The organism is Duganella flavida (assembly GCF_009857445.1).
Classification (GTDB): Bacteria; Pseudomonadota; Gammaproteobacteria; order Burkholderiales; family Burkholderiaceae_D; genus Rugamonas; species Rugamonas flavida.
In genome coordinates this window covers 1-22206 of sequence record NZ_WWCN01000025.1, presented here as the reverse complement: position 1 = coordinate 22206, position 22206 = coordinate 1, and the positions used below count along the sequence as shown (strand labels likewise).

The 22206-nt window shown below is 62.2% G+C and carries 20 protein-coding genes, 1 tRNA gene and 1 pseudogene; 17 read left to right on the top strand and 5 right to left on the bottom strand.

Annotation, left to right across the window (positions count from 1 at the left end):
- The first annotated feature begins 5 nt into the window (after positions 1 to 5).
- From GTP46_RS27160 to GTP46_RS27145, 4 genes are all read left to right on the top strand, one after another.
- Positions 6 to 806 (top strand): enoyl-CoA hydratase family protein, encoded by an 801-nt coding sequence (locus tag GTP46_RS27160; protein ID WP_161009758.1) that lies wholly within the window; start codon positions 6 to 8, stop codon positions 804 to 806.
- Complete coding sequence (locus GTP46_RS27155) at positions 806 to 1966, top strand: acyl-CoA dehydrogenase family protein (protein ID WP_161009757.1); 1161 nt, start codon at positions 806 to 808, stop codon at positions 1964 to 1966. Before GTP46_RS27160 ends, GTP46_RS27155 begins: the two co-directional genes overlap by 1 nt.
- A complete protein-coding gene (locus GTP46_RS27150) occupies positions 1966 to 2370 on the top strand; it encodes a RidA family protein (protein ID WP_161009803.1) in 405 nt (134 codons plus the stop codon). The genes GTP46_RS27155 and GTP46_RS27150 overlap by 1 nt, the downstream gene beginning before the upstream one ends.
- A gap of 395 nt (positions 2371 to 2765) precedes the next feature.
- Positions 2766 to 4106 carry an NHL repeat-containing protein gene (locus tag GTP46_RS27145; RefSeq protein WP_202414455.1) on the top strand — a complete coding sequence of 447 codons (1341 nt, stop codon included), beginning with the start codon at positions 2766 to 2768 and terminating at the stop codon, positions 4104 to 4106.
- Here the strand turns inward: GTP46_RS27145 and GTP46_RS30240 are convergent.
- The 5 genes and pseudogenes from GTP46_RS30240 to GTP46_RS27130 all read right to left on the bottom strand — a co-directional run bounded on the left by GTP46_RS30240 (position 4068) and on the right by GTP46_RS27130 (position 6398).
- Complete coding sequence (locus tag GTP46_RS30240) at positions 4068 to 4700, bottom strand: tyrosine-type recombinase/integrase (protein WP_371869775.1); 633 nt, start codon at positions 4698 to 4700, stop codon at positions 4068 to 4070. The genes GTP46_RS27145 and GTP46_RS30240 overlap by 39 nt on opposite strands.
- Before the next feature lie 159 nt (positions 4701 to 4859).
- Positions 4860 to 4998 (bottom strand): annotated as a pseudogene (locus tag GTP46_RS30435) (phage integrase central domain-containing protein); the annotation flags it as partial.
- 57 nt (positions 4999 to 5055) lie between these two features.
- The gene (locus GTP46_RS30235) at positions 5056 to 5376 is read right to left on the bottom strand and encodes an Arm DNA-binding domain-containing protein (RefSeq protein ID WP_308495456.1); all 321 of its coding nucleotides are present in this window, start codon (positions 5374 to 5376) and stop codon (positions 5056 to 5058) included.
- 176 nt (positions 5377 to 5552) lie between these two features.
- A tRNA-Arg gene (locus tag GTP46_RS27135) sits at positions 5553 to 5627 on the bottom strand.
- A 96-nt stretch (positions 5628 to 5723) separates the two neighbouring features.
- Complete coding sequence (locus tag GTP46_RS27130) at positions 5724 to 6398, bottom strand: hypothetical protein (RefSeq protein ID WP_229259123.1); 675 nt, start codon at positions 6396 to 6398, stop codon at positions 5724 to 5726.
- 200 nt (positions 6399 to 6598) lie between these two features.
- Between GTP46_RS27130 and GTP46_RS27125 the strand changes: the two genes are divergently transcribed.
- The 13 genes from GTP46_RS27125 to GTP46_RS27065 form a co-directional block, all read left to right on the top strand.
- Positions 6599 to 8500, top strand: a complete 1902-nt coding sequence (locus GTP46_RS27125; RefSeq protein WP_161009755.1) for an ATP-binding cassette domain-containing protein — start codon at positions 6599 to 6601, stop codon at positions 8498 to 8500.
- Positions 8501 to 8620: 120 nt separating this feature from the next.
- A complete protein-coding gene (locus tag GTP46_RS27120; RefSeq protein WP_371869772.1) occupies positions 8621 to 9283 on the top strand; it encodes a CAAX prenyl protease-related protein in 663 nt (220 codons plus the stop codon).
- Between the two features lie 60 nt (positions 9284 to 9343).
- Positions 9344 to 10612, top strand: coding sequence for an XrtB/PEP-CTERM-associated polysaccharide biosynthesis outer membrane protein EpsL (gene epsL / locus GTP46_RS27115; protein ID WP_161009753.1), 1269 nt, complete (start codon positions 9344 to 9346; stop codon positions 10610 to 10612).
- Between the two features lies 1 nt (position 10613).
- Positions 10614 to 11996 (top strand): undecaprenyl-phosphate glucose phosphotransferase, encoded by a 1383-nt coding sequence (locus GTP46_RS27110; RefSeq protein ID WP_161009752.1) that lies wholly within the window; start codon positions 10614 to 10616, stop codon positions 11994 to 11996.
- A 318-nt stretch (positions 11997 to 12314) separates the two neighbouring features.
- Positions 12315 to 13286, top strand: a complete 972-nt coding sequence (locus GTP46_RS27105) for an EpsD family peptidyl-prolyl cis-trans isomerase (RefSeq protein WP_229259122.1) — start codon at positions 12315 to 12317, stop codon at positions 13284 to 13286.
- A gap of 42 nt (positions 13287 to 13328) precedes the next feature.
- A complete protein-coding gene (gene epsE, locus GTP46_RS27100; RefSeq protein WP_202414456.1) occupies positions 13329 to 14117 on the top strand; it encodes a polysaccharide export protein EpsE in 789 nt (262 codons plus the stop codon).
- 73 nt (positions 14118 to 14190) lie between these two features.
- Complete coding sequence (gene epsF / locus GTP46_RS27095; protein WP_161009751.1) at positions 14191 to 15597, top strand: chain length determinant protein EpsF; 1407 nt, start codon at positions 14191 to 14193, stop codon at positions 15595 to 15597.
- 14 nt (positions 15598 to 15611) lie between these two features.
- Positions 15612 to 16505 (top strand): chain length determinant protein tyrosine kinase EpsG, encoded by an 894-nt coding sequence (epsG, locus tag GTP46_RS27090; protein ID WP_161009750.1) that lies wholly within the window; start codon positions 15612 to 15614, stop codon positions 16503 to 16505.
- Complete coding sequence (xrtB, locus tag GTP46_RS27085) at positions 16505 to 17419, top strand: exosortase B (RefSeq protein ID WP_161009749.1); 915 nt, start codon at positions 16505 to 16507, stop codon at positions 17417 to 17419. Before epsG ends, xrtB begins: the two co-directional genes overlap by 1 nt.
- Complete coding sequence (gene epsI / locus GTP46_RS27080; protein ID WP_161009748.1) at positions 17416 to 18114, top strand: exosortase-associated protein EpsI, B-type; 699 nt, start codon at positions 17416 to 17418, stop codon at positions 18112 to 18114. The genes xrtB and epsI overlap by 4 nt, the downstream gene beginning before the upstream one ends.
- A 45-nt stretch (positions 18115 to 18159) precedes the next feature.
- Positions 18160 to 20076: an asparagine synthase (glutamine-hydrolyzing) gene (gene asnB / locus GTP46_RS27075; RefSeq protein ID WP_229259121.1), complete on the top strand. Its 1917-nt coding sequence runs from the start codon at positions 18160 to 18162 to the stop codon at positions 20074 to 20076.
- Positions 20073 to 21182, top strand: a complete 1110-nt coding sequence (locus GTP46_RS27070; RefSeq protein ID WP_161009746.1) for a glycosyltransferase family 4 protein — start codon at positions 20073 to 20075, stop codon at positions 21180 to 21182. Before asnB ends, GTP46_RS27070 begins: the two co-directional genes overlap by 4 nt.
- The coding region (locus GTP46_RS27065) for a glycosyltransferase family 4 protein (protein ID WP_161009745.1) at positions 21179 to 22206 on the top strand (1028 nt) is incomplete at its 3' end. The genes GTP46_RS27070 and GTP46_RS27065, both read left to right, overlap by 4 nt.

Genomic DNA, 22206 nt, shown 5'->3' with positions numbered 1-22206 from the left:
CCACCATGCAGTACACGCCCAGCCATTTTTTGTTTGAAGTCAGCAGCGGCGTCGCCACGCTGACGTTGAATCGTCCCGAGCGCAAAAATCCGCTCACCTTCGAATCCTACGCCGAGCTGCGCGACTTGTTCCGCGCGCTGGCCTACGACAACGACATCAAAGCCGTGGTGCTGACCGGCGCCGGCGATAACTTCTGTTCCGGCGGCGACGTGCACGACATCATCGGCCCGCTGACCAAGCTCGATATGCCAGGCCTGCTGGCCTTCACCCGCATGACCGGCGACCTGGTGAAAGCCATGCGCGCTTGCCCGCAACCGATCATCGCAGCGGTGGACGGCGTGTGCGCCGGGGCGGGCGCCATCCTGTCGTTGGCGTCGGATATCCGCCTCGGCACGGCGCGCAGCAAGACCGCCTTCCTGTTCACACGCGTAGGCCTGGCCGGCGCCGACATGGGCGCTTGCTCGCTGCTGCCGCGCGTGATCGGCCAGGGGCGTGCAGCGGAGCTGCTGTACACGGGACGTTCCATGTCCGGTACCGAGGCAGAACGCTGGGGCTTCTTCAACAGCGTGCAGGAACCGGAAGCCTTGCTGGACGCAGCGCACGACTACGCGCAAGCGCTGGCCAGCGGCCCAACCTTCGCACATGGCATGACCAAGAAAATGCTGCAGCAGGAATGGAATATGGGCGTGGACGAAGCCATCGAAGCGGAAGCGCAGGCGCAGGCGATCTGCATGGCGACGCAGGATTTTCATCGCGCCTATCATGCTTTCGTGGCCAAGCAAAAGCCGAAGTTTGAGGGTAACTAATGAGCGATAAAAATTATCTTGCGTGGCCGTTCTTCGAACCGCATCACGCCGCGCTGGAACAGGCGCTGGATGCCTGGGCCGTGCAGCACGTTGCGCATGGCCATGGCGATGATGTCGATGCGGCTTGCCGCCAACTGGTGCGACAGTTGGGCGAGGGAGGCTGGCTGCGTCACGCCATCGGTGGCACCGAACATGGCGGCGCGGGCGACAGCATCGACACGCGCGCTATTTGCCTGATCCGCGAAACGCTGGCGCGCCACAACGGACTGGCGGATTTCGCTTTCGCCATGCAGGGATTGGGCTCCGGCGCTATCAGCCTGTTTGGCAGCGCGGCTAATCGTGCCGAGTACCTGCCGCGCGTGGCGCGTGGTGATGCGATTGCGGCGTTTGCGTTGTCCGAACCACAGGCCGGTTCCGATGTCGCTGCCATGCAGTGCGCGGCGGTGCAGGATGGCGACCATTATGTTTTGAACGGCGAGAAGACGTGGATCTCCAACGGTGGCATCGCCGATTTCTACGTGGTGTTTGCCCGCACCGGCGAACAGCCCGGCGCGCGTGGCATCAGCGCCTTCATCGTTGATGCCGATGCACCGGGCCTGACGATTGCTGAGCGCATCAACGTGATTGCACCGCATCCGCTGGCACGCTTGCAGTTCACCGATTGCCGCATCCCTGCGTCCAAACGCTTGGGCGAAGCAGGGCAGGGCTTCAAAGTGGCGATGGCCACGCTGGACGTGTTCCGTACCTCGGTCGCCGCGGCGGCGCTGGGCTTTGCGCGGCGCGCGATGGATGAAGCATTACAGCGTGCCACGCAGCGTCAGATGTTCGGCCAGGTGCTGGCCGACTTCCAGCTCACGCAAGCCAAGCTGGCCGAGATGGCAACCGGTATCGACACCTCGGCGCTGCTGACCTACCGCGCCGCCTGGCAGCGCGACCAGGGCGGCAAGGTCACCAAAGAGGCGGCGATGGCCAAGCTGCATGCCACCGAAACTGCGCAGCAGGTGATCGATGCGGCGCTGCAGATGTTCGGCGGCCTTGGTGTGGTCAGCGGCCAGATCGTCGAGAGCCTGTACCGCGAAATCCGCGCGCTACGCATTTACGAAGGTGCGACCGAAGTGCAGCAACTGATCATCGCGCGCGAACTGCTGAAGGAGACATGATGGAGATACTGCAACCGCCAGGCTGGGCGCGTCCGCGCGGCTACTCGAACGGCGTAGCCGCCAGCGGCCGCATGGTGTGCGTCAGCGGCATGATAGGCTGGGACGGCGACGGCGTATTCCACACCGACGATTTCGCCGGCCAGGTGCGGCAGGCGCTGCTCAACATCGTTGCCGTGCTGGCCGAAGCCAAGGCCCGCCCGGAACATATCATGCGCATGACGTGGTACGTGGTGGACAAGAATGAATACGTAGCGGCCTACAAAGAGATCGGCCGCGCCTACCGTGAGATCATCGGCGACCACTATCCTGCGATGACGGCGGTACAAGTGACAGCGCTGGTGGAAGACCGCGCCAAGGTGGAGATTGAGGTGACAGCGATGGTCCAGACTGGAATCGCATTGTAGTCGCTAACCCGCATAGATAGGGCGGTTTGCTGAAATTCATCGCTCGGATACCGACAGATGTACCGACAAATGGCCGCGCTGATTGTGCGTGGTTCGACGCCTTATGCGTAGCAGACACATTCATCATTGCCTACATTCGAATTGAACGTGGCGAGAAAAGGCAGCATCCGTTGGACTTGCAAACTTGTCTTTTGACGGTGGGAGAAAGGTCCGCGCTGCGTGGGCGCCGCTGAAGCAGACTGAGCTTAACCAGGCCGGCGCCTCACAGCCCAAGTTGTAATGTCAAACTCCCTCTGTGCAAATGTTGCCAAATAAGCTAAAGTTGCCAAGCGCGCTCAACCGGCTAAAGGCAGACACCTCTATTGCGCAAACATTTATTGTTAACTGATGAATTTATGAAACGAATCGTATTCCCTGTGGCTGCCATTATTCTCTTGAGCATGCTGCTATCTGCTTGCGGTGGCGGAAATGACACCTCACCGCCAAGCACCTTCTCTTTAGCGAGCAGCGTCAGCAATCTGACCGCATCAGGGCTAGTCCTGTCGAATGGAACGGAGACGATTTCCGTCGCTCCCGGAGCCAACAGCGTCACGTTTCCGACAAAACTCCTCAGTGGCACCACCTACAATGTGAGCATCGCAAGTCAACCACAAGGATTTACGGACATTTGCGTCCTGAATAATGGCGCTGGTACTGTGAGCAATTCAAACGTCACAAATATCGCGGTGTCATGCCATGCTGCTAAGGCGATGGTTACCACGTTTGCCGGTAGCGGCGTTATGGGAAGCACTGATGGGATAGGGACTGCGACGAGTTTTAATTCCCCTGGACGTCTCGCAGTAGACGCATCAGGGAACGTGTACGTGGCTGATTCCGGCAACAATCTGATCCGAAAAATTACACCTGCAGGTATTGTTACTAAGCTGGCGGGGAGCGGCGCACCAGGCAACAAAGACGGTGCTGGCAGCGCTGCCAGCTTTAATAATCCAGGCGGCGTTGCAGTCGATAAATCTGGTAACGTCTATGTGGCCGATTCGCGGAACAATTTGATCCGTAAGATCACACCCGGCGGAGTGGTTACGACACTAGCCGGTAGCGGAAATTATAACAGCGCAAACGGTATGGGCGCGGCCGCCAGTTTCGCTTTCCCGACTGACGTCTCGGTCGATGCTGCCGGCAATGTTTATGTCGCTGACGCATCCAATAATATGATCCGCAAAGTTACCCCAACCGGCTTGGTTACGACATATGCAGGCAGTGGCAGTCCCGATAAGCCGGTGTTTGGCAATGGGCCTGCGTATGCAGCAGCCTTCGAATTTCCGGACAGTGTTACCGTCGATGCCGTGGGTAATGTTTATGTGGCCGATACACTTAACAATTCAATTCGAGAGATTACGACGGCTGGGATAGTCACCTCACTTGCGGGGGACATCTATGGCAAGAGAGGCAGCGCTGACGGCGCCGGGACCGCAGCTACTTTCCTCGCGCCTAATGGGGTGGTCGTCGATACCGCCGGTAACGTCTACGTGGTGGATTCTGGCAATAGGTTGATCCGCAAGATCGATGCAAGGGGAACGGTGACGACCATTGCGGGCAATGCTAGCAACACTGATAGCGATGGCATCGGTATCGCCGCCAGTTTCCGTCATCCTGTGGGAATCGCGCTGGATTCCGCAGGTAACATCTACATATCCGATTCAGAAAGCCATTTGATACGTAAAATTAGCGCGCAATAATGCGAGTATCCTGTGCAGCGGCAGGCGACTGCTGCCGGTCGCCAAGCTCAAACAGGCTATTGACCTGTTTAGGATGGCGCGCGCAGAAGAATAACCTCTGCGCCTTTGCGTAACTGGGCAAGATAATCGGCCCAGCGCTGCATCAACTCTCTGTGGCGGGCAGGTGCGCAGTGCGGTTGTATGCTCGGCCATTTGAGTCTCTTTTCCCGCATGCGCCAGCTGGTGTTCGATCAAGTCGACGCGCGCGCCCAAAACTTCATACATGATTGTCCGTGCAGTGGCTCTAAATCCATGCGCCGTCATGACTTCTTTGCTGTACCCCATGCCCCGCAGAGCCGCACTAAGGGTGTTTTCGCTCATGCATTTGTCGACGGTACGGATGCTCGGAAAGATGTACTTCGCGTGGCCGGTCAAACGGTGCAAGTCGCGCAGAATCGAGCCAGCCTGGCTCGCCAGCGGTGCGATGTGCTCGATCTTCATTTTCATTTTGTGCGCCGGGATGCGCCATGCCGCAGTTTCAAGGTTAATTTCCTTCCACGTGGCAGAGCGTCGTTCGCCAGGTCGCACGAATAACATTGACGACAGTTTGAGCACGGCGATGGCATATGGATGCCCACTGTAGGATTCAATCGAACGCAGCAATTGGGCGACGTGTTGTGGCTCGGGGATGGCAGCGTAATAGCGCGCAAGCACTCCCTTTAGATCAGCCGTCACGTCGCGGTCAGCGAAGCCGCTTGCTACCGCGTACTGGAGTACTTGGCCGCAGATGCGCTTCAACTTATGCGCCGACTCGAACACGCCGCGTGCTTCCATTTTTTGTATGGCGAGAAGAACGTGGGGTAATTGTTGAGACTGGTTTCTTGCCGATGTGTGGGAAGACATCCTTCTCCAGCCAGGTTGTTAGCTTCTGTTGCGTGCTTTCGGCCCGATCGGCTGCCGTTTTGCTCAGCTACTGCCTCGCCGCCGCCTCGAACGTGTTGGTCGCTGCGGCGATCTGAAGCAGCTTTTTCTCGCGTTTGTCGGCGCCAGGGGCAATCCCATCAGCGATGAGTGTACGGGCCTCCTCGCGTCGTTTGCGTGCCTTGGCGAGCGATACGTCAGGGTAGATGCCTAGCGCGAGGGTTTTGCGGACACCGAGGTAGCGGTAGTCCAGTCGCCAGTATTTTCCCGTCGGCTTGAGCAGCAAATACATCCCGCTCCCGTCGGCGTGTTTGTCGCCGCTTGGTTTGCTGGGTTTGACTTGGCGAACGAACGTGTCTGTGAGCGGCATGGCTGCCTCCGTGACGGTATCTCGTTTTTGCTCATTAGAGAAATACCGTCAAAAATGACGTTATTTCTCTAAGCTTTGATGGTACCGCTAAGGACTTTCGGTGGACAGGTGGGGGCGTTCTAAGCCCTTGAGGACTAACTTTTTTGGAAGACTGTGGAGTGTTTGATGCCGACTCTTGGTCCCCCCGACTGGAATCGAACCAGTATCCCACGCTTAGGAGGCATGTGCACTATCCATTGTGCTACGGGGAGGGCCAGCGGCCAAGGCCAGACTGGCCGCTATTATAGTCGAGGACAGGCAATATTGCGCTCGCTTCTACGTAGCCTGACGAGAGCGCCCTACCTTGTTTAAAGCAGGACGCCGGCGGTGTACATCCGCAATTGCAGGGTTTTTTGTGTTACCCATACCACCTGGTCGTCGAATTCGCCTCCCGGCGCGGCGGGATTGGTGCTTTCCCTGCGGCTGAAGAAGTCGGTGATGCTGCTGTTGTTTTGCTGTTCGTCAGGATTGCGGCTGCGGGTATCTTGTTGGACGACTCCCTGCGCCGAGATGGCCGGGCCGTTTTTTCCGCTGGAAAAGACCACCGCCGGGGCGCAGTTGGTCAGTGCGCAACTGTCAGCCCCGACCAGATAATACGGCTGGCCGTCGTCTGCGCGACTGCTGACGCGCTTGGTGGGCAGCGTCTGTCCGGCATAGAGCGGGGCTTCCGTATAAGATCGGCTGACGCTGTAGTGCAGCAGCCGACCCCAGCTATCGACACCATTCACCCCCAGCGTCACCCACGGTAAGAGGCCGGTACAGTCCTGCTCAGATTGGCAACTGTCGCGTTCGCGCCCATCACTGGCGGAAATGGCTGGCCTCGGCAGCCGTCCGTGCGTGGTCGCATAGCCGATCAGGGCATCGCGCGCATCGACCAGCGTGGCATGCGTGCGGTAGACCCGGACCGTCGCCTCGGGCGGACCCCACTGCTGCATCAGCACGCCGGCTGCCCCCATGCCGAGCACGAGCAGGAGCAGGAGCAAGGCGGCGCCAGTCTGGTGCCGGGGGGAGAGGCAGGGCGGAAGCATGGCAAATCGTTAAGATGATGATGGGCGATGGTACCGCATCCTCGCCGCAACTGCCAGCCCGCAGTGGTTTGTGGGCCGGCTTGTGGGTACAATGGCGCTTCTTTCAATTTCGGCGCCGGCGCTGTATTTCTGGCGTTGCCTCACTCTGTCCTCCTATGGCTGTTATTTCTCTTTCTTCCGCTCAACTCGCATTTGGCCACGTGGCGCTGCTCGATCACGCTGAATTTTCCCTTGAGACCGGCGAGCGCGTCGGCTTGATCGGCCGTAACGGCACCGGCAAATCGTCGCTGCTCAAGATTATTTCCGGCCGCTTCAAGCTGGACGACGGCCTGCTGGTGATGCAGCAGAATCTCAATATCGTCTACGTCGAGCAGGAACCGGTGTTCGAACCGGACATGACCGTGCACGACGCCGTGGCTTCCGGCCTGGGCGAGTTGCCGGCCCTGCTCAAAGAATACGAAACACTGACCGGCCAGTTCGGCCAGGGCGATGACGACGCGCTGATGGCGCGCATGCATGATATCCAGGTCAAGCTGGACGCGGCCGACGGCTGGAATGTGTCGAACAAGGTGGAAACCGTGCTCGGCAAGCTGAACTTGCCGGGCGATTTGCAGATGAAGGCACTGTCGGGCGGCATGCAAAAGCGCGTGGCGCTGGCGCGTGCGCTGGTCTCGGCGCCGGACGTGCTGCTGCTGGACGAACCGACCAACCACCTCGACTTCACCTCGATCCAGTGGCTGGAAGGCTTGCTGCGCGACTTCAAGGGCAGCGTGCTGTTCATTACCCACGACCGCTCCTTCCTTGATAATGTGGCGACCCGCATCATCGAGCTGGACCGTGGCCGGCTGCTGTCCTTCCCAGGCAATTTCACCACCTACCAGAGCCGCAAGGCGGAACTGCTGGAAAATGAAGAGGTGGAAAACGCCAAGTTCGACAAGGTGCTGGCGCAGGAAGAAATCTGGATCCGCAAGGGCGTCAAGGCGCGCCGGGTGCGCGACGAAGGCCGTGTGCGCCGGCTGGAAGCACTGCGCCTGCAGCGCACCGCGCGCCGCGAGCAGCAGGGCCAGGTCAAGCTGGAAGTGACGGTGGGCGAGCGCTCGGGCAAGATCGTGGCCGAACTGGAGAACATCAGCAAGACTTATGGCGCGCGTGCCATTGTCAGCAACTTCACCGGCACCATCCTGCGTGGTGACAAGGTCGGCCTGATCGGCGCCAACGGCGCTGGCAAGACTACCTTGTTGAAAATGATCCTGGGCGAACTGGCCCCGGACAGCGGCGTGGCCAAGCTCGGCACCAAGCTGGAAGTGGCTTACTTCGATCAGATGCGCACCCAGCTTAACGAAGAAGCCAGCCTGGTCGATACCATCTCGCCGGGCAGCGACTGGGTCGAGATCAACGGCCAGCGCAAGCACTCGATGAGCTACCTGAACGATTTCCTGTTCTCGCCGGAACGCGCGCGTTCGCCAGTCAAGTCGCTGTCTGGTGGTGAGCGCAACCGCCTGCTGCTGGCGCGCCTGTTTGCCAAGCCGGCCAACTGCCTGGTGCTGGACGAACCGACCAACGATCTCGACATCGAAACCCTGGAATTGCTGGAAGAGCTGCTGGAAGACTACAGCGGCACCGTGTTCCTGGTCAGCCACGACCGCACCTTCCTCGACAACGTGGTCACGCAAGTGATCGTGGCCGAGGGCGAGGGGCAGTGGCGTGAATTCGTCGGCGGCTACAGCGACTGGGAGCGGGTGCGCGACACCGTGCTTACGCCGGCCAAGGCCGCCAAGCCGTCGGTTGCCAAGACTGAGCCGGCGCCGGTCGTCGCTGCCGCCAAGTCGAAAAAGCTCAGCTTCAAGGAGCAGCGCGAGCTGGAGGAGTTGCCCAAGCTGATCGCCCAGTTGGAAGACGAACAGTCGGCGCTGGCAATTGAACTTGCTGCCCCGGATATTTACAGGCAAAATCCGGCGGAAGCGAAACGCATGACCGCACGCATCGAGGCGATTGAAAGCGAGTTGCTGGCGGCATTGGAAAAATGGGAGCAGATCGAAGCGCGTTCCAAGGCCTGATGGCCGAGCCGGGCGGCCTGCACCCCCACTACTTGAGGAGTTGCATGCTGCCCCACCACCTGTTTCCCACTGGCGCCACCGGGCGCCATGCCTTCCTCCCCTTGTTCTCCCGTCTGTCCCGTGCTTAGCCGCGCGGCGTGGGCGCGCGTCCTGCCCTTCCTGACCTATATCGGTTTCATCGTGCTGGCCGACCTGCTGCAGCGGGCCGGCTGGGACGCGGCCCAGTTGCGCTGGTTGTACCCGCTCAAGATCGGGCTGGTGCTGGGCTTGCTGGTGCTGTTCTGGCGTGATTACGACGAGCTGCGTGCCGGGCTGCCGTCGGCCCGCGCGCTGGTGGCGGCACTGCTGCTGGGTGTGCTGGTCTGGTGGTTGTGGATACGGCTGGACGCCGGCTGGATGGTGGTGGGACAGTCGGACGGCTATGACCCGCGCCAGGATGGCATGATAGCCTGGCCGCTGGCTATCGTCCGCCTGGCAGGCGCGGCGCTGGTGGTGCCGGTCATGGAAGAACTGTTCTGGCGCTCGTTCCTAATGCGCTGGCTGACCGCCGAGCAGTTCCAGACCGTGGCGCCGGCGCACGTCGGAGTTCGTGGTTTTGTGATCACTATGTTATTGTTTGGTGTTGAACACAACTTATGGCTGGCTGGCATCGTGGCCGGGGCGGTGTATGGACTAATTTACATGCGTTCAGGCAATTTATGGGCGGCAATCGGCGCGCATGCGGTGACCAATGGTGTGCTGGGGGTATGGATAATTTCCACCAATAGCTGGAGTTACTGGTAGGGTTACTGGTAATATTATATTTTCTAGCCGTTTTATCAATTTTCAAAGACGAATAACACTATGCTGAATTCCTTGGGGACGCCGGTCTTGGGCGCAGTCAACGCCGCAACATACCAACGAATTCTGCCTGCAGGGCCGGTCGCCAAGGTACTGGGGCTGGCGGTCGCACTCAGCCTTGCCAGCGCTGGCAGTGCCCAGGCCGGCAGCTATGATGCCATCCAATATTTCGCCAGTGTTGGCTTCAATCACGACAGCAATCTGTTCCGCCTGCCCGACGACAGCCCCGGCTACGGCGGCGTGCGCGACGATACGTCGCGTTCGGTGACGGCTGGCGTGGCGTTTGACCAAACTTATGGCCGCCAGCAGATTACCGCCCAGGCCCAGGCCAGCCGCGTTAACTTCAGCCATTTTTCGGTGCTCGATTACAACGGTACGGATGGGCGCGCGAACTTGAATTGGCACCTCGGCAACCACCTGGATGGCACGGCCGGCGCCACGTATGCCGAAACGCTGGCGCCGTACACCGACGTCTCGACCAATGACCGTAATTTGCGGCTTGAGCAGCGTGAATATGCCACGGTTAACTGGAATTTCCATCCGAGCTGGCGCGCCCGCGCCGGCTGGACCCACTCCCGCTTCCACTATGACCTGCTGAGCCAGGCCTATAACAACCACACTGACGACAATGGCGAGGCTGGGGTCGACTACCTGGTGTCCAGTGGCAGCAGTATCGGCCTGCAGGTTGGCAAGCTGAAGCGCAATTATGACGTGCTGCGTAGCGTCAACGGCCAACAGGTGGACGCCGACAGCGACCAGACCGACCTGAAACTCAAGGTGGTGTGGCGGGCGACGCAGGTCACCACGGTGCAGTTTCTGGGCGGGCATGCGCGCCGTAGCTACAGCTCGCTCAACGAGCGTGATTCCAGTGGCTTCAATGCGCGTTTGATCGGCAGCACGATGATCGACGGCAAAATCAGCCTGAATGCCAATATCTGGCGCGAGTTCTCTGGCGTCGAAAGCACGGTGTTCAGCTACGCCCAGAATACCGGCGCCAGCCTGACAGCAGGGTGGGACCTCAGCGCCAAGCTGCGCGCCACCGCTGACGCAAAATACCTGCAGCGCCGCTTCGAGGGTTTGCTGGCTTCGCGTGTGGCGGAGGGCTTGCGCGACACCACCAATACTTACACGGCTGGATTAACCTATACGCCGCTGCCCCTCATCTCGCTGAACGCCTCGTTGTTCCGCGAGGGGCGCACCGGCATTGCGCTGCTCGGTAGCGGCAGCTATCACGCCAACGGCGCCAGTGTCACCGTAAACCTGCAGTACTGATATGACCCTGAACGATATTCCGCTGATCTCCTTTTTTCAGCGCGTCATTGATCCGTTGATCATCATGGGGTCGCTGTATTTGTGCACGGTGCGGATGGGGCTGCCGTTCACCGGCTATGACCTGGTGTTGATGATACTGGCCTTTTTCCTGTCGTCCACCACCTATCAGTATGTTGATCCCTACCGCACCTGGCGCAGCGGCCGTACCGCCGCCTATGTGCGCGACACGGTGATCGGCTGGGTGCTGACCGTGCTGCTGCTGGCGGTGATCGGCGCCGCCAGCGGACTGGCTGGGCGCTTTGATCGCCGGGTGCTGATGTCCTGGTTTGTGCTCACGCCGGTGGTCCTGCTGCTGAGCCACTTTACCATGCGCCGCAGTACCCTGGGCGCCAGCAAGGACAGCGAGCAGCGCTCGGTACTGATCGTCGGCGTCAATCCGGTGGGCATGAAGTTTGCCCGTGTGTGCCGTACCAAGCCCCATCTGTTCATGGAGGTGCGTGGCTTTTTCGATGACCGGGTAGAGGACCGCTACCCTGCCGACATGCGCGAACCGGTGCTGGGCAAGATGAGCGATATCGCGGCCTATGTGCGCGAACACAGCATCAAGATGATTTTCATCAGCCAGCCGATCTCGGCCCAGCCGCGCATCCGCAAGCTGCTCGATGAGCTGCAAGACACCACCGCCTCGGTCTACTTCCTGCCCGATATCTATGTGTTTGACCTGATGCAGGCACGCTTTGACAATGTCGGCGGCATGCCGGTGATTGCCATCTGCGAATCGCCGTTTACCGGGATTAACAGCATGGTGAAGCGGGGCAGCGACATCGTGCTGGCGTCGTTGATTCAGGTGCTATTGCTGCCGCTGATGCTGGTCGTGGCGCTGGCGGTGAAGCTGTCCTCGCCCGGGCCCGTGATATTCCGTCAGCGGCGCTATGGGCTGTACGGAGAGGAAATCATCGTCTATAAATTCCGCTCCATGACCGTCACGGATGATGGCGCGAGCGTGGTGCAGGCCAGGCAGAATGATCCGCGGGTGACGCGAGTGGGCGCGTTTCTTCGGCGCAGTTCGCTTGATGAGCTACCCCAATTTGTCAACGTACTGCAAGGCCGTATGAGTATCGTCGGGCCGCGTCCTCATGCGGTGGCCCACAACGAGCAGTATCGCAAGTTGATCAAGGGCTATATGTTGCGCCACAAAGTCAAGCCGGGCATCACCGGCTGGGCGCAGGTGAACGGGATGCGCGGCGAAACCGAGACGCTGGACAAGATGGAGGCGCGTATCCACTATGACCTGGATTACTTGCGCAAGTGGTCCCTGTGGCTCGATATCTGGATCATCATCAAGACCGTGCAGGTGGTGCTGAAGCGGCAAAATGCCCACTAGTGTTGCAGGCGGTTCGCTTTAAGGGTGGGCTAAGTGTCAGTTTGCCATTCATATTGCCCAATAGGGTAGCATGGTGGACCAAACTGCCGAGGGTATCCGGTGCGCCTCGCGGCAGGTCAAGCGGTTTATATTATTGACAAGCGCGCCGCGCAACGGGCATACTTTCACGGTTGTTATTTATGGATTTTTGCTAACACCTGTTGCCTTTTTTTGTATTCCGCATGCGGCCTGCGCGGGCTGTGTCTGGAGGTCTTGCCGGTGCAGTGCGGCAAGGCAGGGGACGGGATCACCGAGGATAATGCTTTGAATCATTTCGACATGACTACTGCAATGCACGCGCCACGTTCGCTGGCCCGTAAGTCGGTGCTGGCCGCCGCCGTCGTCGTCCTGTTGGCGGGGTTGACCGCTTGTGGCAACAAGGAGTCCAAGCCGGGTCAGGCGCTGGCCAGCGTCAATGGCGAGGAAATTACCTTCCTGCAGCTGAACGAGGAATTGCAGCGCGCCGGCGTGCAGGCTGCGCAGCAGGAAGCTGCCAGCAAGCAGATCCTGGAATCCCTGATCGATCGCCAGTTGCTGCTCAACGAAGCCGCCAAGGAAAAGCTGGACCGTGACCCCAAAGTGATGCAGGCCATCGAGCGCGCCAAGGCCCTGATTATTGCGCAGGCCTATATACAAAAGCTGATCGGCACGCCGACCAAACCAGGCAAGGCTGAGGTGGAAGAGTACTACCAGAAGAATCCGCAATTTTTCGCCAACCGCAAGCAACTGCTGATGCACCAGCTGGTGCTGGCCACCAACTCCCTGACCCCGGAAGTCAAAGCGACCATCGACAACGCCAAAACGCTGGATGAGGTTGCCGGATGGCTGGACGCGCACCAGGTCAAATACAACCGTGGTCAGCAGGCACGCACGACGGCTGAGTTGCCGCCGGAGTTGTCCCGCCAACTGCTGTCGATGGCCAAAGGCCAGCTGTTCATCATCCGCGAAGGCGAGCGCAGCGTCTTGATCACGATCGCCGAGATCAAGGATGCCCCCGTGAGTCCGGAAGCTGCAGCGCCCCAGATCGAGCAATACTTGCTGAATAAGAAGAACAAAGACACTGCCGATGCCGAAGTCAAGCGTCTGCGCGCGGTGGCCAAGATCGAATACCTGAATAAAGCCAAGGCGCCTGCTGCCGCTTCGGCGCCGGCCGCAAGTGCTGCGCCGGCTGCGGCGTCCGCTGCAGCGTCGGCCCCAGCGTCGACCCCGGCAGACGATGCGACGGCGCGTGGCGTCGCCGGCCTGAAGTAATTGGACTTGCTACATTTTATACATAGACTGGACCGACTCATGATGAAACAGCTGATGAAACTCTTTGCCGCCCTGGCGCTGGCGCTATGTGTGGGACAGGCGGGGGCGGCGGAATTGTTGCTGGGCCCTGGTGATGTGATCAAGATTGCCGTATATGGCAATCCCGATCTGACGCTGGAGACCCGCGTCAGCGATAGCGGCATGGTCACGTATCCGCTGTTGGGCGATGTCCTGGTGGGCGGCCTGGCGACCGCCGACGCTGAAAAGAAGATCAGCGCCCTGCTGGAAAAAGGCGGCTTCCTGAAAAAAGCCCAGGTCAACATCCTGGTCACGGTGGTGACCAGCCAGCAAGTGTCGGTACTGGGCCAGGTAAGCCGTCCGGGCCGCTATCCGCTGGACTCGCGCCGCAGCGTGCTGGAGATGTTGGCGGTGGCGGGGGGCATCGCCCCTGAGGGCAGCGACTCTGTCACGCTGATCCGTACGCGCAATGGCAAGACCACCAAACAAGTGATCGACATTGTGGGCATGGTGCGCTCCGGCGAACTGCGCAGCGACGAAGAGGTTGCCAGTAATGATGTGATCTTCGTTGAGCGGGCAGCGCGTTTCTACATCTATGGCGAAGTTCAGCGTCCGGGGGCGTTCCGCATCGAGCGCGACATGACCGTAGCCCAGGCGCTGTCGATGGGTGGGGGGCTGACCCCGCGCGGCACCGAGCGCGGCATCCGCGTCACCCGCCGTGACGCCAGCGGCAAGGCGGCGGCGGTGGAAGTGAAACTGGATGACTTGATTCAAAGCGATGACGTGCTCTACATCAAGGAAAGTCTGTTCTAAGCGGGCAGAGCGCCGCTGATTGTTACCCACGCGCCGGACTACTCCGGCACCTTGCTTACATCGAGAATTTGCCATGAATCTGAATCAACTCCTGCTCGTGCTTCGGGCGCGCTACAAGATCATCCTGATCACCATGGCGCTGACCACCGTCACCACGCTGGTGGTCAGCCTGATGCTGCCTAAGAGCTACAAAGCGACCGCGTCGGTCCTGCTCAACTATCGCGGCATCGACCCGCTGACGGGCATGAATATGCCCGGCCAGCTGCTGCCCGGCTATATGGCCACCCAGATCGACATCATCACCAGCAAGAACGTCTCGCTGCGTGTGATCGACCAGCTCAAGCTGGCGCAGAGCCCGGCGGTGATCCAGCAGTTCAATGAAGCCCAGAACGGCAAGGGCAGTGTGCGTGACTGGCTGGCGGACTTGCTGGTCAAGAAGCTCGATGTGCTGCCGGCACGCGAATCGAGTGTGGTCGAGATCACCTTCAAGGGTTCCGATCCGCAATTTGTCGCCGCCGTGGCCAACGCCTATGCTGACGAATACCAGAAACTGAGCATCCAGCTCAAAGTCGATCCCTTGAAAAAAGCCTCGGCTTATTTCAACGACCAGCTCAAGGGCTTGCGTGATTCGGTTGAGGTTGCCCAAGGGCGGCTGTCCAAATATCAGCAAGATAATGGCATTGTCAGCGTCGACAATCGCCTCGACGTCGAATCGAACCGCCTCAACGACTTGTCGGCGCAGCTGGTGACGGCCCAGGTGATGTCCACCGAAGCGGCCTCGCGTGAACGCCTGGCCACCGGCCAGGCCGGCGAGTCGCCGGACGTCTCGAACAACAGCCTGGTGCAGAACCTGCGCGCGCAGCTGGCGCTGAGCGAAGCCAAGCTGGCCGAGCTGGGCCAGCGCCTGGATCACAACCATCCGCAATACCAGGCGTCGAAAGCCGAGGTCGAACGCATGCGCGCCGACCTGAACGCGCAAGTCAAGTCGACCAGCAACTCGGTGGGCAATACGGCGTCGATCATGCGCCAGCGTGAAGGCGAAATCCGCGCTGCCCTGCAAGCCCAGAAGGCCAAGGTGCTGGAACTGAACCGCACGCGCGACGAGATGAACGTCTTGCTCAAGGATGTCGAGAACGCCCAGCGCGCGTTCGACGCGACCGCCCAGCGCTTCTCGCAGACCCGGATCGAAGGCCAGTCCGAGCAATCCGACATTGCCCTGCTGAACCCGGCCACGGCGCCGGCCGAGCCGTCGAGCCCGAAAGTGGTGCTCAACACCATGCTGTCGGTGGTGCTGGGCATTGCGCTGGGAGTGGCGCTGGGCATGGTGGCCGAGATGCTGGACCGCCGCTTGCGCTCCGAGTCTGATCTGTCCGAGGCGCTGGGCATTCCCGTGTTTGGCACGATCGCATGGAATGCACCCAAGCCGACCCCGTTCGGCCTGAAAAAACTGTTCCTGCCGCGCCGTTTGCGCCTGAATTAACTGAAGGATTGTCGATGACTTCCCCCAATACCACCGTCTCCGCCCCCATCCCGCCGGCCGCTGCGCCACGGTCCCGCCCGAGCGACTCCAGCATCGGTGGGCTATTGCTCGCCACCGGCAAGATCACGCCGGAAGCCGCTGAACGCGTGCTGCGCATGCAAAAAGAAATGGGCCTGCGCTTCGGCGAAGCGGCCCGTCGCCTGGGCCTGGTCACCGAAGAGGACATCCAGCACGTGCTGGCGCGCCAGTTCGACTATCCCTACCTGCAAGCGGGCGAGGGCAAGTATTCGGACAAGCTGGTGGCGGCCTACCAGCCGTTCAGCTATCAGGTTGAAAAACTGCGCGCCGTGCGCAGCCAGCTGATGCTGCGCTGGTTCGCGCGCGGCCGCAAGGCCCTGGCCGTGGTCGAAGTAAACCCGGCCGACGGCGCCAGCATGCTGGCGGCCAACCTGGCCGTGGTGTTCTCGCAACTGGGCGAACAGACGCTGCTGGTCGATGCCAATTTGCGTGAGCCGCGCCAGCAGGAGATCTTCGGCCTGCAGGCACGCCAGGGCTTGTCCGACATCCTGGCCGGCCGCGCCGACACCGGCGCCATCACCAAGATCGAACATTTCGTCGACCTGTCGGTGCTCAGCGCTGGCACCTTGCCGCCCAACCCGCAGGAACTGCTGTCGCGCAGCGGCTTCGGCACGCTGAACCTGCAGCTGGAGTCGCGTTACGATGTGGTGCTGTACGACGTGGCGCCGCTCGCCGTCGGTTCGGATGCCCTGGGCGTGGCGGCCCGCGTCGGCGGCGTGCTGCTGGCGGCGCGCCAGAACCACACCCACCTTGCCGACATCAGTGCGATGGCCGAGCAGGTGGTGCAATCTGGCGCCGAAGTCGTTGGCGCGGTGCTGCTGGACTTCTGATGACTGGCGCGTCTCCGACTCTGCCGGCCGATCGGCTCGCCGGCTTCAAGCGCGCCTTGCCTGAATGGTGGCCGGTGCTGGCGGGCTTGCTGTTGTTGTTCGTGCCGACCTTTTTCGACCTGTTCCGCGGCCAGTGGGCGTCGGAAGAGCAGGCGCACGGCCCGATCATTCTGGCGCTGTCGCTGTGGCTGATGTACTCCCGCTGGCCTGACATGATGGAGCGCACCGCCGGCATCCAGGCCTCGGTGGCGGGCTGGCCGCTGTTCGTGATCGGCTTGCTGATGTACGTGATCGGCCGTTCGCAGCACATCATTCTGTTTGAGCTGTCGTCCTTCATCTGGGTGCTGGCGGCGGTGCTGCTGGTCAAGCGTGGCGGCAAGGCGTTGCGCATCCTGTGGTTCCCCTTCTTCTTCATGCTGTTCATGATTCCGCTGCCAGGCGCGCTGGTGAGTATGCTGACCATGCCGATGAAGATGGCGGTCTCGTATGTCGTCGAACATGTGCTGTTCTGGGCTGGCTATCCGATCGCCCGCACCGGCGTGATCCTGCAGATCGGCCAGTACCAGTTGCTGGTGGCCGATGCCTGCGCCGGCCTGCAGACCTTCCTGACGCTGGAAGCGCTTGGCCTGTTCTACCTGAACCTGGTGCGCCATACCTCGGCACTGCGGAATATCGGCATCGCGATCCTGATCATCCCGATTTCCTTCACCGCCAACGTCATCCGCGTGACGGTGCTGACCCTGATCACCTATTATTTCGGCGATGCCGCCGGCCAAGGTTTCCTGCATGGCTTCGCCGGCATGGTCTTGTTCATCAGCGCACTGACGCTGATCCTGAGCCTGGACCGCCTGCTGCAATGGTGGGTCAAGCGCCGCGCTGCCCGCGCCACCGTCATCCAAGGAACGCCGTCATGAACCTTCCGCTCTTACGCAGTGCTGTACTGGGCCTGGCCATGCTGGCGGCAGCCGCCGCCACGGTGGCCATTACGCCGACGGTCAAGATTGCCGACCACCAGGAAAAGGTCGACTTGCAAGCCATCGTGCCGAGCCAGTTTGGCGACTGGCGGGTCGATCCCAACGCCGGCGCTGCAGTGGCGCCATCGGCCGACGTCCAGGCCAACCTGGACAAGACTTACGACCAGATCCTCAGCCGCACCTATGTCAATAGCGCTGGCGATGCCATCATGCTGACGGTGTCCTACGGCAGCCAGCAGACCCAGGAACTGCGCGCCCACCGCCAAGAGGTATGCTATGCGGCGCAGGGCTTCGACATCAACAATCTCAGCCACGATACCCTCAGCATCGGCGGCCATGCGATCCCGGTGACGCGGATGCTGGCCATCAACGGCCCGCGCAGTGAACCGGTCACTTACTGGTTTACCATGGGTGACCAAGTGGTGCTGAGCCGTACCGAGCGCTTCTTGGTCCAGCTCAAGTATTCGTTCTCCGGCATCATTCCCGATGGCATGCTGGTGCGGGTATCGAACCTGACGCGCGACGAGCAGGGCGGCTACCGCGCCCACGAAGCCTTCCTGGCCGCCTTGATGAAGGCAGTCGACAGGAAGTCGGCCGATAAATTGATGGGTGCGCCGACCGGCCACGCCAGCTAACCGGGCCGCAGTGCGCCCGGCAGACCTCGTCAGGAAGTTTTTTACATGTGTGGAATTGCAGGATACTTGGTGCGGACTGCGCGCCCCGCCGGCTTGTCGGCCGAACTGGAGGCAGCCGTCACTGCCTTGCGCCATCGCGGCCCGAATGACCAGGGCACATGGGAACAGGATCCGATGGCAGGGCTGGGCCAGACCCGCTTGTCGGTGCTGGACCTGTCCAGCAATGGCCACCAGCCGATGGTGTCCGAGGATGGCCAGTTGATCATGGCCTTCAATGGCGAGGTGTATAACTTCGCCGCGTTGCGTACCGAACTCGAGGCGCTCGGCCACCGCTTCCGCGGCACCGGCGACTCCGAAGTGGTACTGGCCGCGCTGCGCGCCTGGGGTGTCGGCGCGGTCGAGCGCTTCATTGGCATGTTTGCCATTGCCCTGTGGGACCGCCAGGCGCAGCGCCTGCTGCTGCTGCGCGACCGCCTGGGTGTCAAGCCCCTGTATTTTGGCTGGGACGGCAGCACTTTCTGTTTTGCCTCCGAACTGAAGGCGCTGCGCGCCTTCAGCCACTGGACGCCGCAACTGGACAAGGCGGCGCTGGCTGAGTGCTTCCAGTTCGGCTACATCAATGCGCCACGTAGCATCTATGCCGGCATCGCCAAGCTCGAACCGGGCCACTGGCTGGAAATCGGCATGGATGGTGCGCCGCGCATTGAGCGCTACTGGTCGGTACTGGACGCCCTGGCCACGCCGTTGCAGGGCACCGAGGAAGAACTGACGGCACAGCTTGAGACCTTGTTGATCGATGCCTGCAAGCTGCGGATGGTGGCGGACGTGCCGGTTGGGGTGTTTCTGTCGGGCGGCATCGATTCCTCGCTGGTGACGGCGCTGCTGCAGCGCCATGCGGGCACGCCGATTCACACCTTCACCATTGGCTTCTCCGAGGCCGCCGTGGACGAATCGCATCATGCGCGCCGCGTGGCCGAGCATCTGGGCACCCAGCACACCGCATGGGTCATGCAGCCGGAGCAGGCGCTGGCGCTGCTGCCGAGCTGGGGCCAGCTGTTCGACGAACCAATTTTCGACCCGTCCGGCCTGCCGACCTACCTGGTCACCAAGATGGCGGGCCAGCAGGTCACGGTGGTACTGTCGGCCGACGGCGGCGACGAAGCCTTCAGCGGCTACGCCATCTACGAGACCATGGTGGCCAAGTGGCGCCAGCGCGCAGCCATGCCGGCGGCGCTGCTGTCGCTGCTGCAAGCGGTATTGCCGCGCCTGCCGATCGAAGCGGCCGACCGTGGCGTCGGCCACCTGCCGTTGCCACCGCGCTGGCGCGCAGCGCTGCGCAAGCACCTGATCACGCGCGCGCGCATGTTGCGCGACGTGGTGTGCGCGCCCAGCCTGGGCGCTGCGTTCGAGGCCATGTATTCGCTGTGGCCGGTGCGCGACCTGCGCCGCCTGCTGGGCGAGGTGCGGTCCGTGCGCGAGCCGGCCGATGTCTATCCGGGCACCCCGGTCGACCAAATGGGGCTGTGGGACTTGCACAACTACCTGCCCGGCGATGTGCTGGCCAAGGTCGACCGCGCCTCGATGGCGCTGGGCATGGAAGGGCGCGAACCGCTGCTCGACCACCGCATCCTCGAATTCGCCTTCCGCCTGCCGGTGGCGCTGCGCCGTGGCGCGCTGGGCGGTAAGCACATCTTGCGCCGCATCCTCTACAAATATGTGCCGCAGGCGCTGATCGACCGTCCGAAACAGGGCTTCACCATCCCGCTGGGACAATGGCTGCGTCACGACCTGGCCAGCATGCTCGATCACCACCTGGCGCCTGACGCCATTGCGGCCCAGGGCATCTTCAATCCGGACGAAGTGGCGGCCACGCTGGCGGCCTTCCGCGCCGGCGACGAGCGCCAGGTGCAGCGCGTCTGGTCGCTGCTGGCGTTCCAGCTGTGGCGCGAGCGGTGGCTGTGAGCGCGCCGTCGATTTGCTTCGTCGCGCCGGCGATCTATCCGGTACTGGCGGGCAGCACCACGATCGAGAGTGTGGGCGGGGCCGAGGTGCAGCAGGCAATCCTGGCGCGCAGCCTGGTCGCTGCCGGCCATGCGGTGTCGGTGGTGACCATGGATTACGGCCAGGCGCAAGAAGAGAACATCGACGGCATCCGCGTGCTGCGCGCGCATGCGCCGTTGGCTGGCTTGCCTGGGCTGCGCTTTGTCCACCCGCGCATGACTGCGCTATGGGCGGCCATGCGGCGCGCCGACGCCGCTATTTATTACCAGCGCGGCTCCGGCATGCTGACCAGCCTGGTCGCGGCGTTTTGCCGCCGCTACGGCCGCCGCTTTGTGTTTGCCGCCGCTTCCGACGCCGATTTCTACGCCGAGCTGCCGCTGGTGCACTACCGGCGCGACAAATGGCTGTACCGGCGCGGGCTGCGCGCGGCCGACCTGATCGTGGTGCAAAACCACACGCAGCAAGCCGCCTGCGCCGCCCAGTTCCAGCGCAGCAGCCATCTGGTGCCAAGCTGCCATCTGCCGCGCCAGCCCGGGGTGGCCGACGCCGCCGGCGTGGTGCTGTGGGTGGGCACGGTCAAGCCGCTCAAGCGCCCGGAGTTATTGGTTGAACTGGCGCGCCGCCTGCCGCAGCTACGCTTCCGCCTGGTGGGCGGTGGTAGCGAGGCTGCGCTGGCGGCACTGCGCGCAATCGCGCCGCCGAACCTGGAGCTGACCGGCTTCGTGCCCTATGTCCAGGTCGATACCCATTTCAACCAGGCGCGCGTGTTCGTCAACACCTCCGAGTATGAAGGCTTCCCCAACACCTTCCTGCAAGCCTGGTCGCGCGCCATCCCCAGTGTCAGCTTCTTCGACACCGGCTCGCGCCAGGACGGCGTGCCGGTGACCGAGCTGGTGGCTGATCTCGATGCCATGGCTGCCGCCATTGTGCGGCTGGCCACGGACGATGCCGCCTGGCGGGCGGCCGGTGGCCGCGCGCTGGCGTATTTCGAAGCCCGGCATACGCCGGCGGCGGCGCTCGGCGCCTACCAGCCGCTGCTGGCCGGCTTGCAGGCGGTGGCGCCATGAACCAGCCGCACATTTGTTTTGTCGCGCCGATCCTGTATCCGGTGCTGGTCAACGACCCGGCCACGCTGGTGGTGGGCGGCGCCGAGGTGCAGCAATGCTTCCTGGCGCGCGCGCTGTGCGCGGCCGGCTACCGCGTGAGCGTGGTGACCGGCGACTTTGGCCAGCCGGACGAGGTGATGGTCGACGGCATCCGCGTGATCAAGATCCGCCGCAGCCGCTTCAACCTTAACCTGCCGGTGTTGCGCTACCTGCACCCGCGCCTGACGTCGATCTGGGCAGCGCTGCGGCGCGCCGACGCCGACATCTACTACCAGCGCTGTGCCGCTGCCGCCAGCGGCGTGGTGGTGGCCTTCGCACGCTGGCACGGCCGGCGCGCGGTGTTTGCCGCCGCCAGCGATATTGACCTGGTGCCGGGGCCGGCCAACAGCAACAAGAGCTGGCGCGACCGCCAGCTGTTCGGCTACGGCCTGCGCCGCGCCGACGCAGTGCTGGTGCAAAATCCGCTGCAGCTGCGCCTGCTGGCCGACTGGACCGGACGGCGCGGCACACTGGTGCCGAGCTGCTATGCTTTGCCAGCGCCAGCGCCAGCGCCGGAGGTGCAGCCGCCGCCGCAGGTTGTGTTGTGGGCCGGTATGATGCGCGTGGCAAAGCGGCCAGAACTGGTGCTGGAACTGGCGGCGCGCTTGCCGCAGCTGCAGTTCCGCATGCTGGGCGGGCCGTCGCTGTCGGGCGGCAGCGATGACTGCTATGCAGCGATACAGGAGCGCGCGCGCGCGCTGCCGAACGTCGAGTTTGTCGGCTTTGTGCCGTATGCGCAGGCCGACCGCCATTTCGACGAGGCGGCCGTCTTCCTCAATACCTCGCTGATCGAGGGCTTCCCCAACACCTTCCTGCAGGCCTGGGCGCGCGCGGTGCCGACCGTGTCCTTCTTCGACTGCGGCGCGGCCGACGCCGACGGTCCGATCGGCCTGCTGGCTGCGGACCTGGACGCCATGGCGGCGCAGCTGGCCGCGCTGGCGGCGGC

Coding starts and splice junctions, on each gene's coding strand:
- GTP46_RS27160 (WP_161009758.1), top strand. CDS start 6: ATGCAGTACACGCCCAGCCATTTTTTGTTTGAAGTCAGCAGCGGCGTC.
- GTP46_RS27110 (WP_161009752.1), top strand. CDS start 10,614: ATGACCCTGAACGATATTCCGCTGATCTCCTTTTTTCAGCGCGTCATT.
- xrtB (WP_161009749.1), top strand. CDS start 16,505: ATGACTGGCGCGTCTCCGACTCTGCCGGCCGATCGGCTCGCCGGCTTC.
- GTP46_RS27150 (WP_161009803.1), top strand. CDS start 1,966: ATGGAGATACTGCAACCGCCAGGCTGGGCGCGTCCGCGCGGCTACTCG.
- GTP46_RS27125 (WP_161009755.1), top strand. CDS start 6,599: ATGGCTGTTATTTCTCTTTCTTCCGCTCAACTCGCATTTGGCCACGTG.
- epsG (WP_161009750.1), top strand. CDS start 15,612: ATGACTTCCCCCAATACCACCGTCTCCGCCCCCATCCCGCCGGCCGCT.
- GTP46_RS27145 (WP_202414455.1), top strand. CDS start 2,766: ATGAAACGAATCGTATTCCCTGTGGCTGCCATTATTCTCTTGAGCATG.
- GTP46_RS30235 (WP_308495456.1), bottom strand. CDS start 5,376: ATGCCGCTCACAGACACGTTCGTTCGCCAAGTCAAACCCAGCAAACCA.
- epsE (WP_202414456.1), top strand. CDS start 13,329: ATGAAACAGCTGATGAAACTCTTTGCCGCCCTGGCGCTGGCGCTATGT.
- GTP46_RS27155 (WP_161009757.1), top strand. CDS start 806: ATGAGCGATAAAAATTATCTTGCGTGGCCGTTCTTCGAACCGCATCAC.
- asnB (WP_229259121.1), top strand. CDS start 18,160: ATGTGTGGAATTGCAGGATACTTGGTGCGGACTGCGCGCCCCGCCGGC.
- GTP46_RS27105 (WP_229259122.1), top strand. CDS start 12,315: ATGACTACTGCAATGCACGCGCCACGTTCGCTGGCCCGTAAGTCGGTG.
- epsI (WP_161009748.1), top strand. CDS start 17,416: ATGAACCTTCCGCTCTTACGCAGTGCTGTACTGGGCCTGGCCATGCTG.
- epsL (WP_161009753.1), top strand. CDS start 9,344: ATGCTGAATTCCTTGGGGACGCCGGTCTTGGGCGCAGTCAACGCCGCA.
- epsF (WP_161009751.1), top strand. CDS start 14,191: ATGAATCTGAATCAACTCCTGCTCGTGCTTCGGGCGCGCTACAAGATC.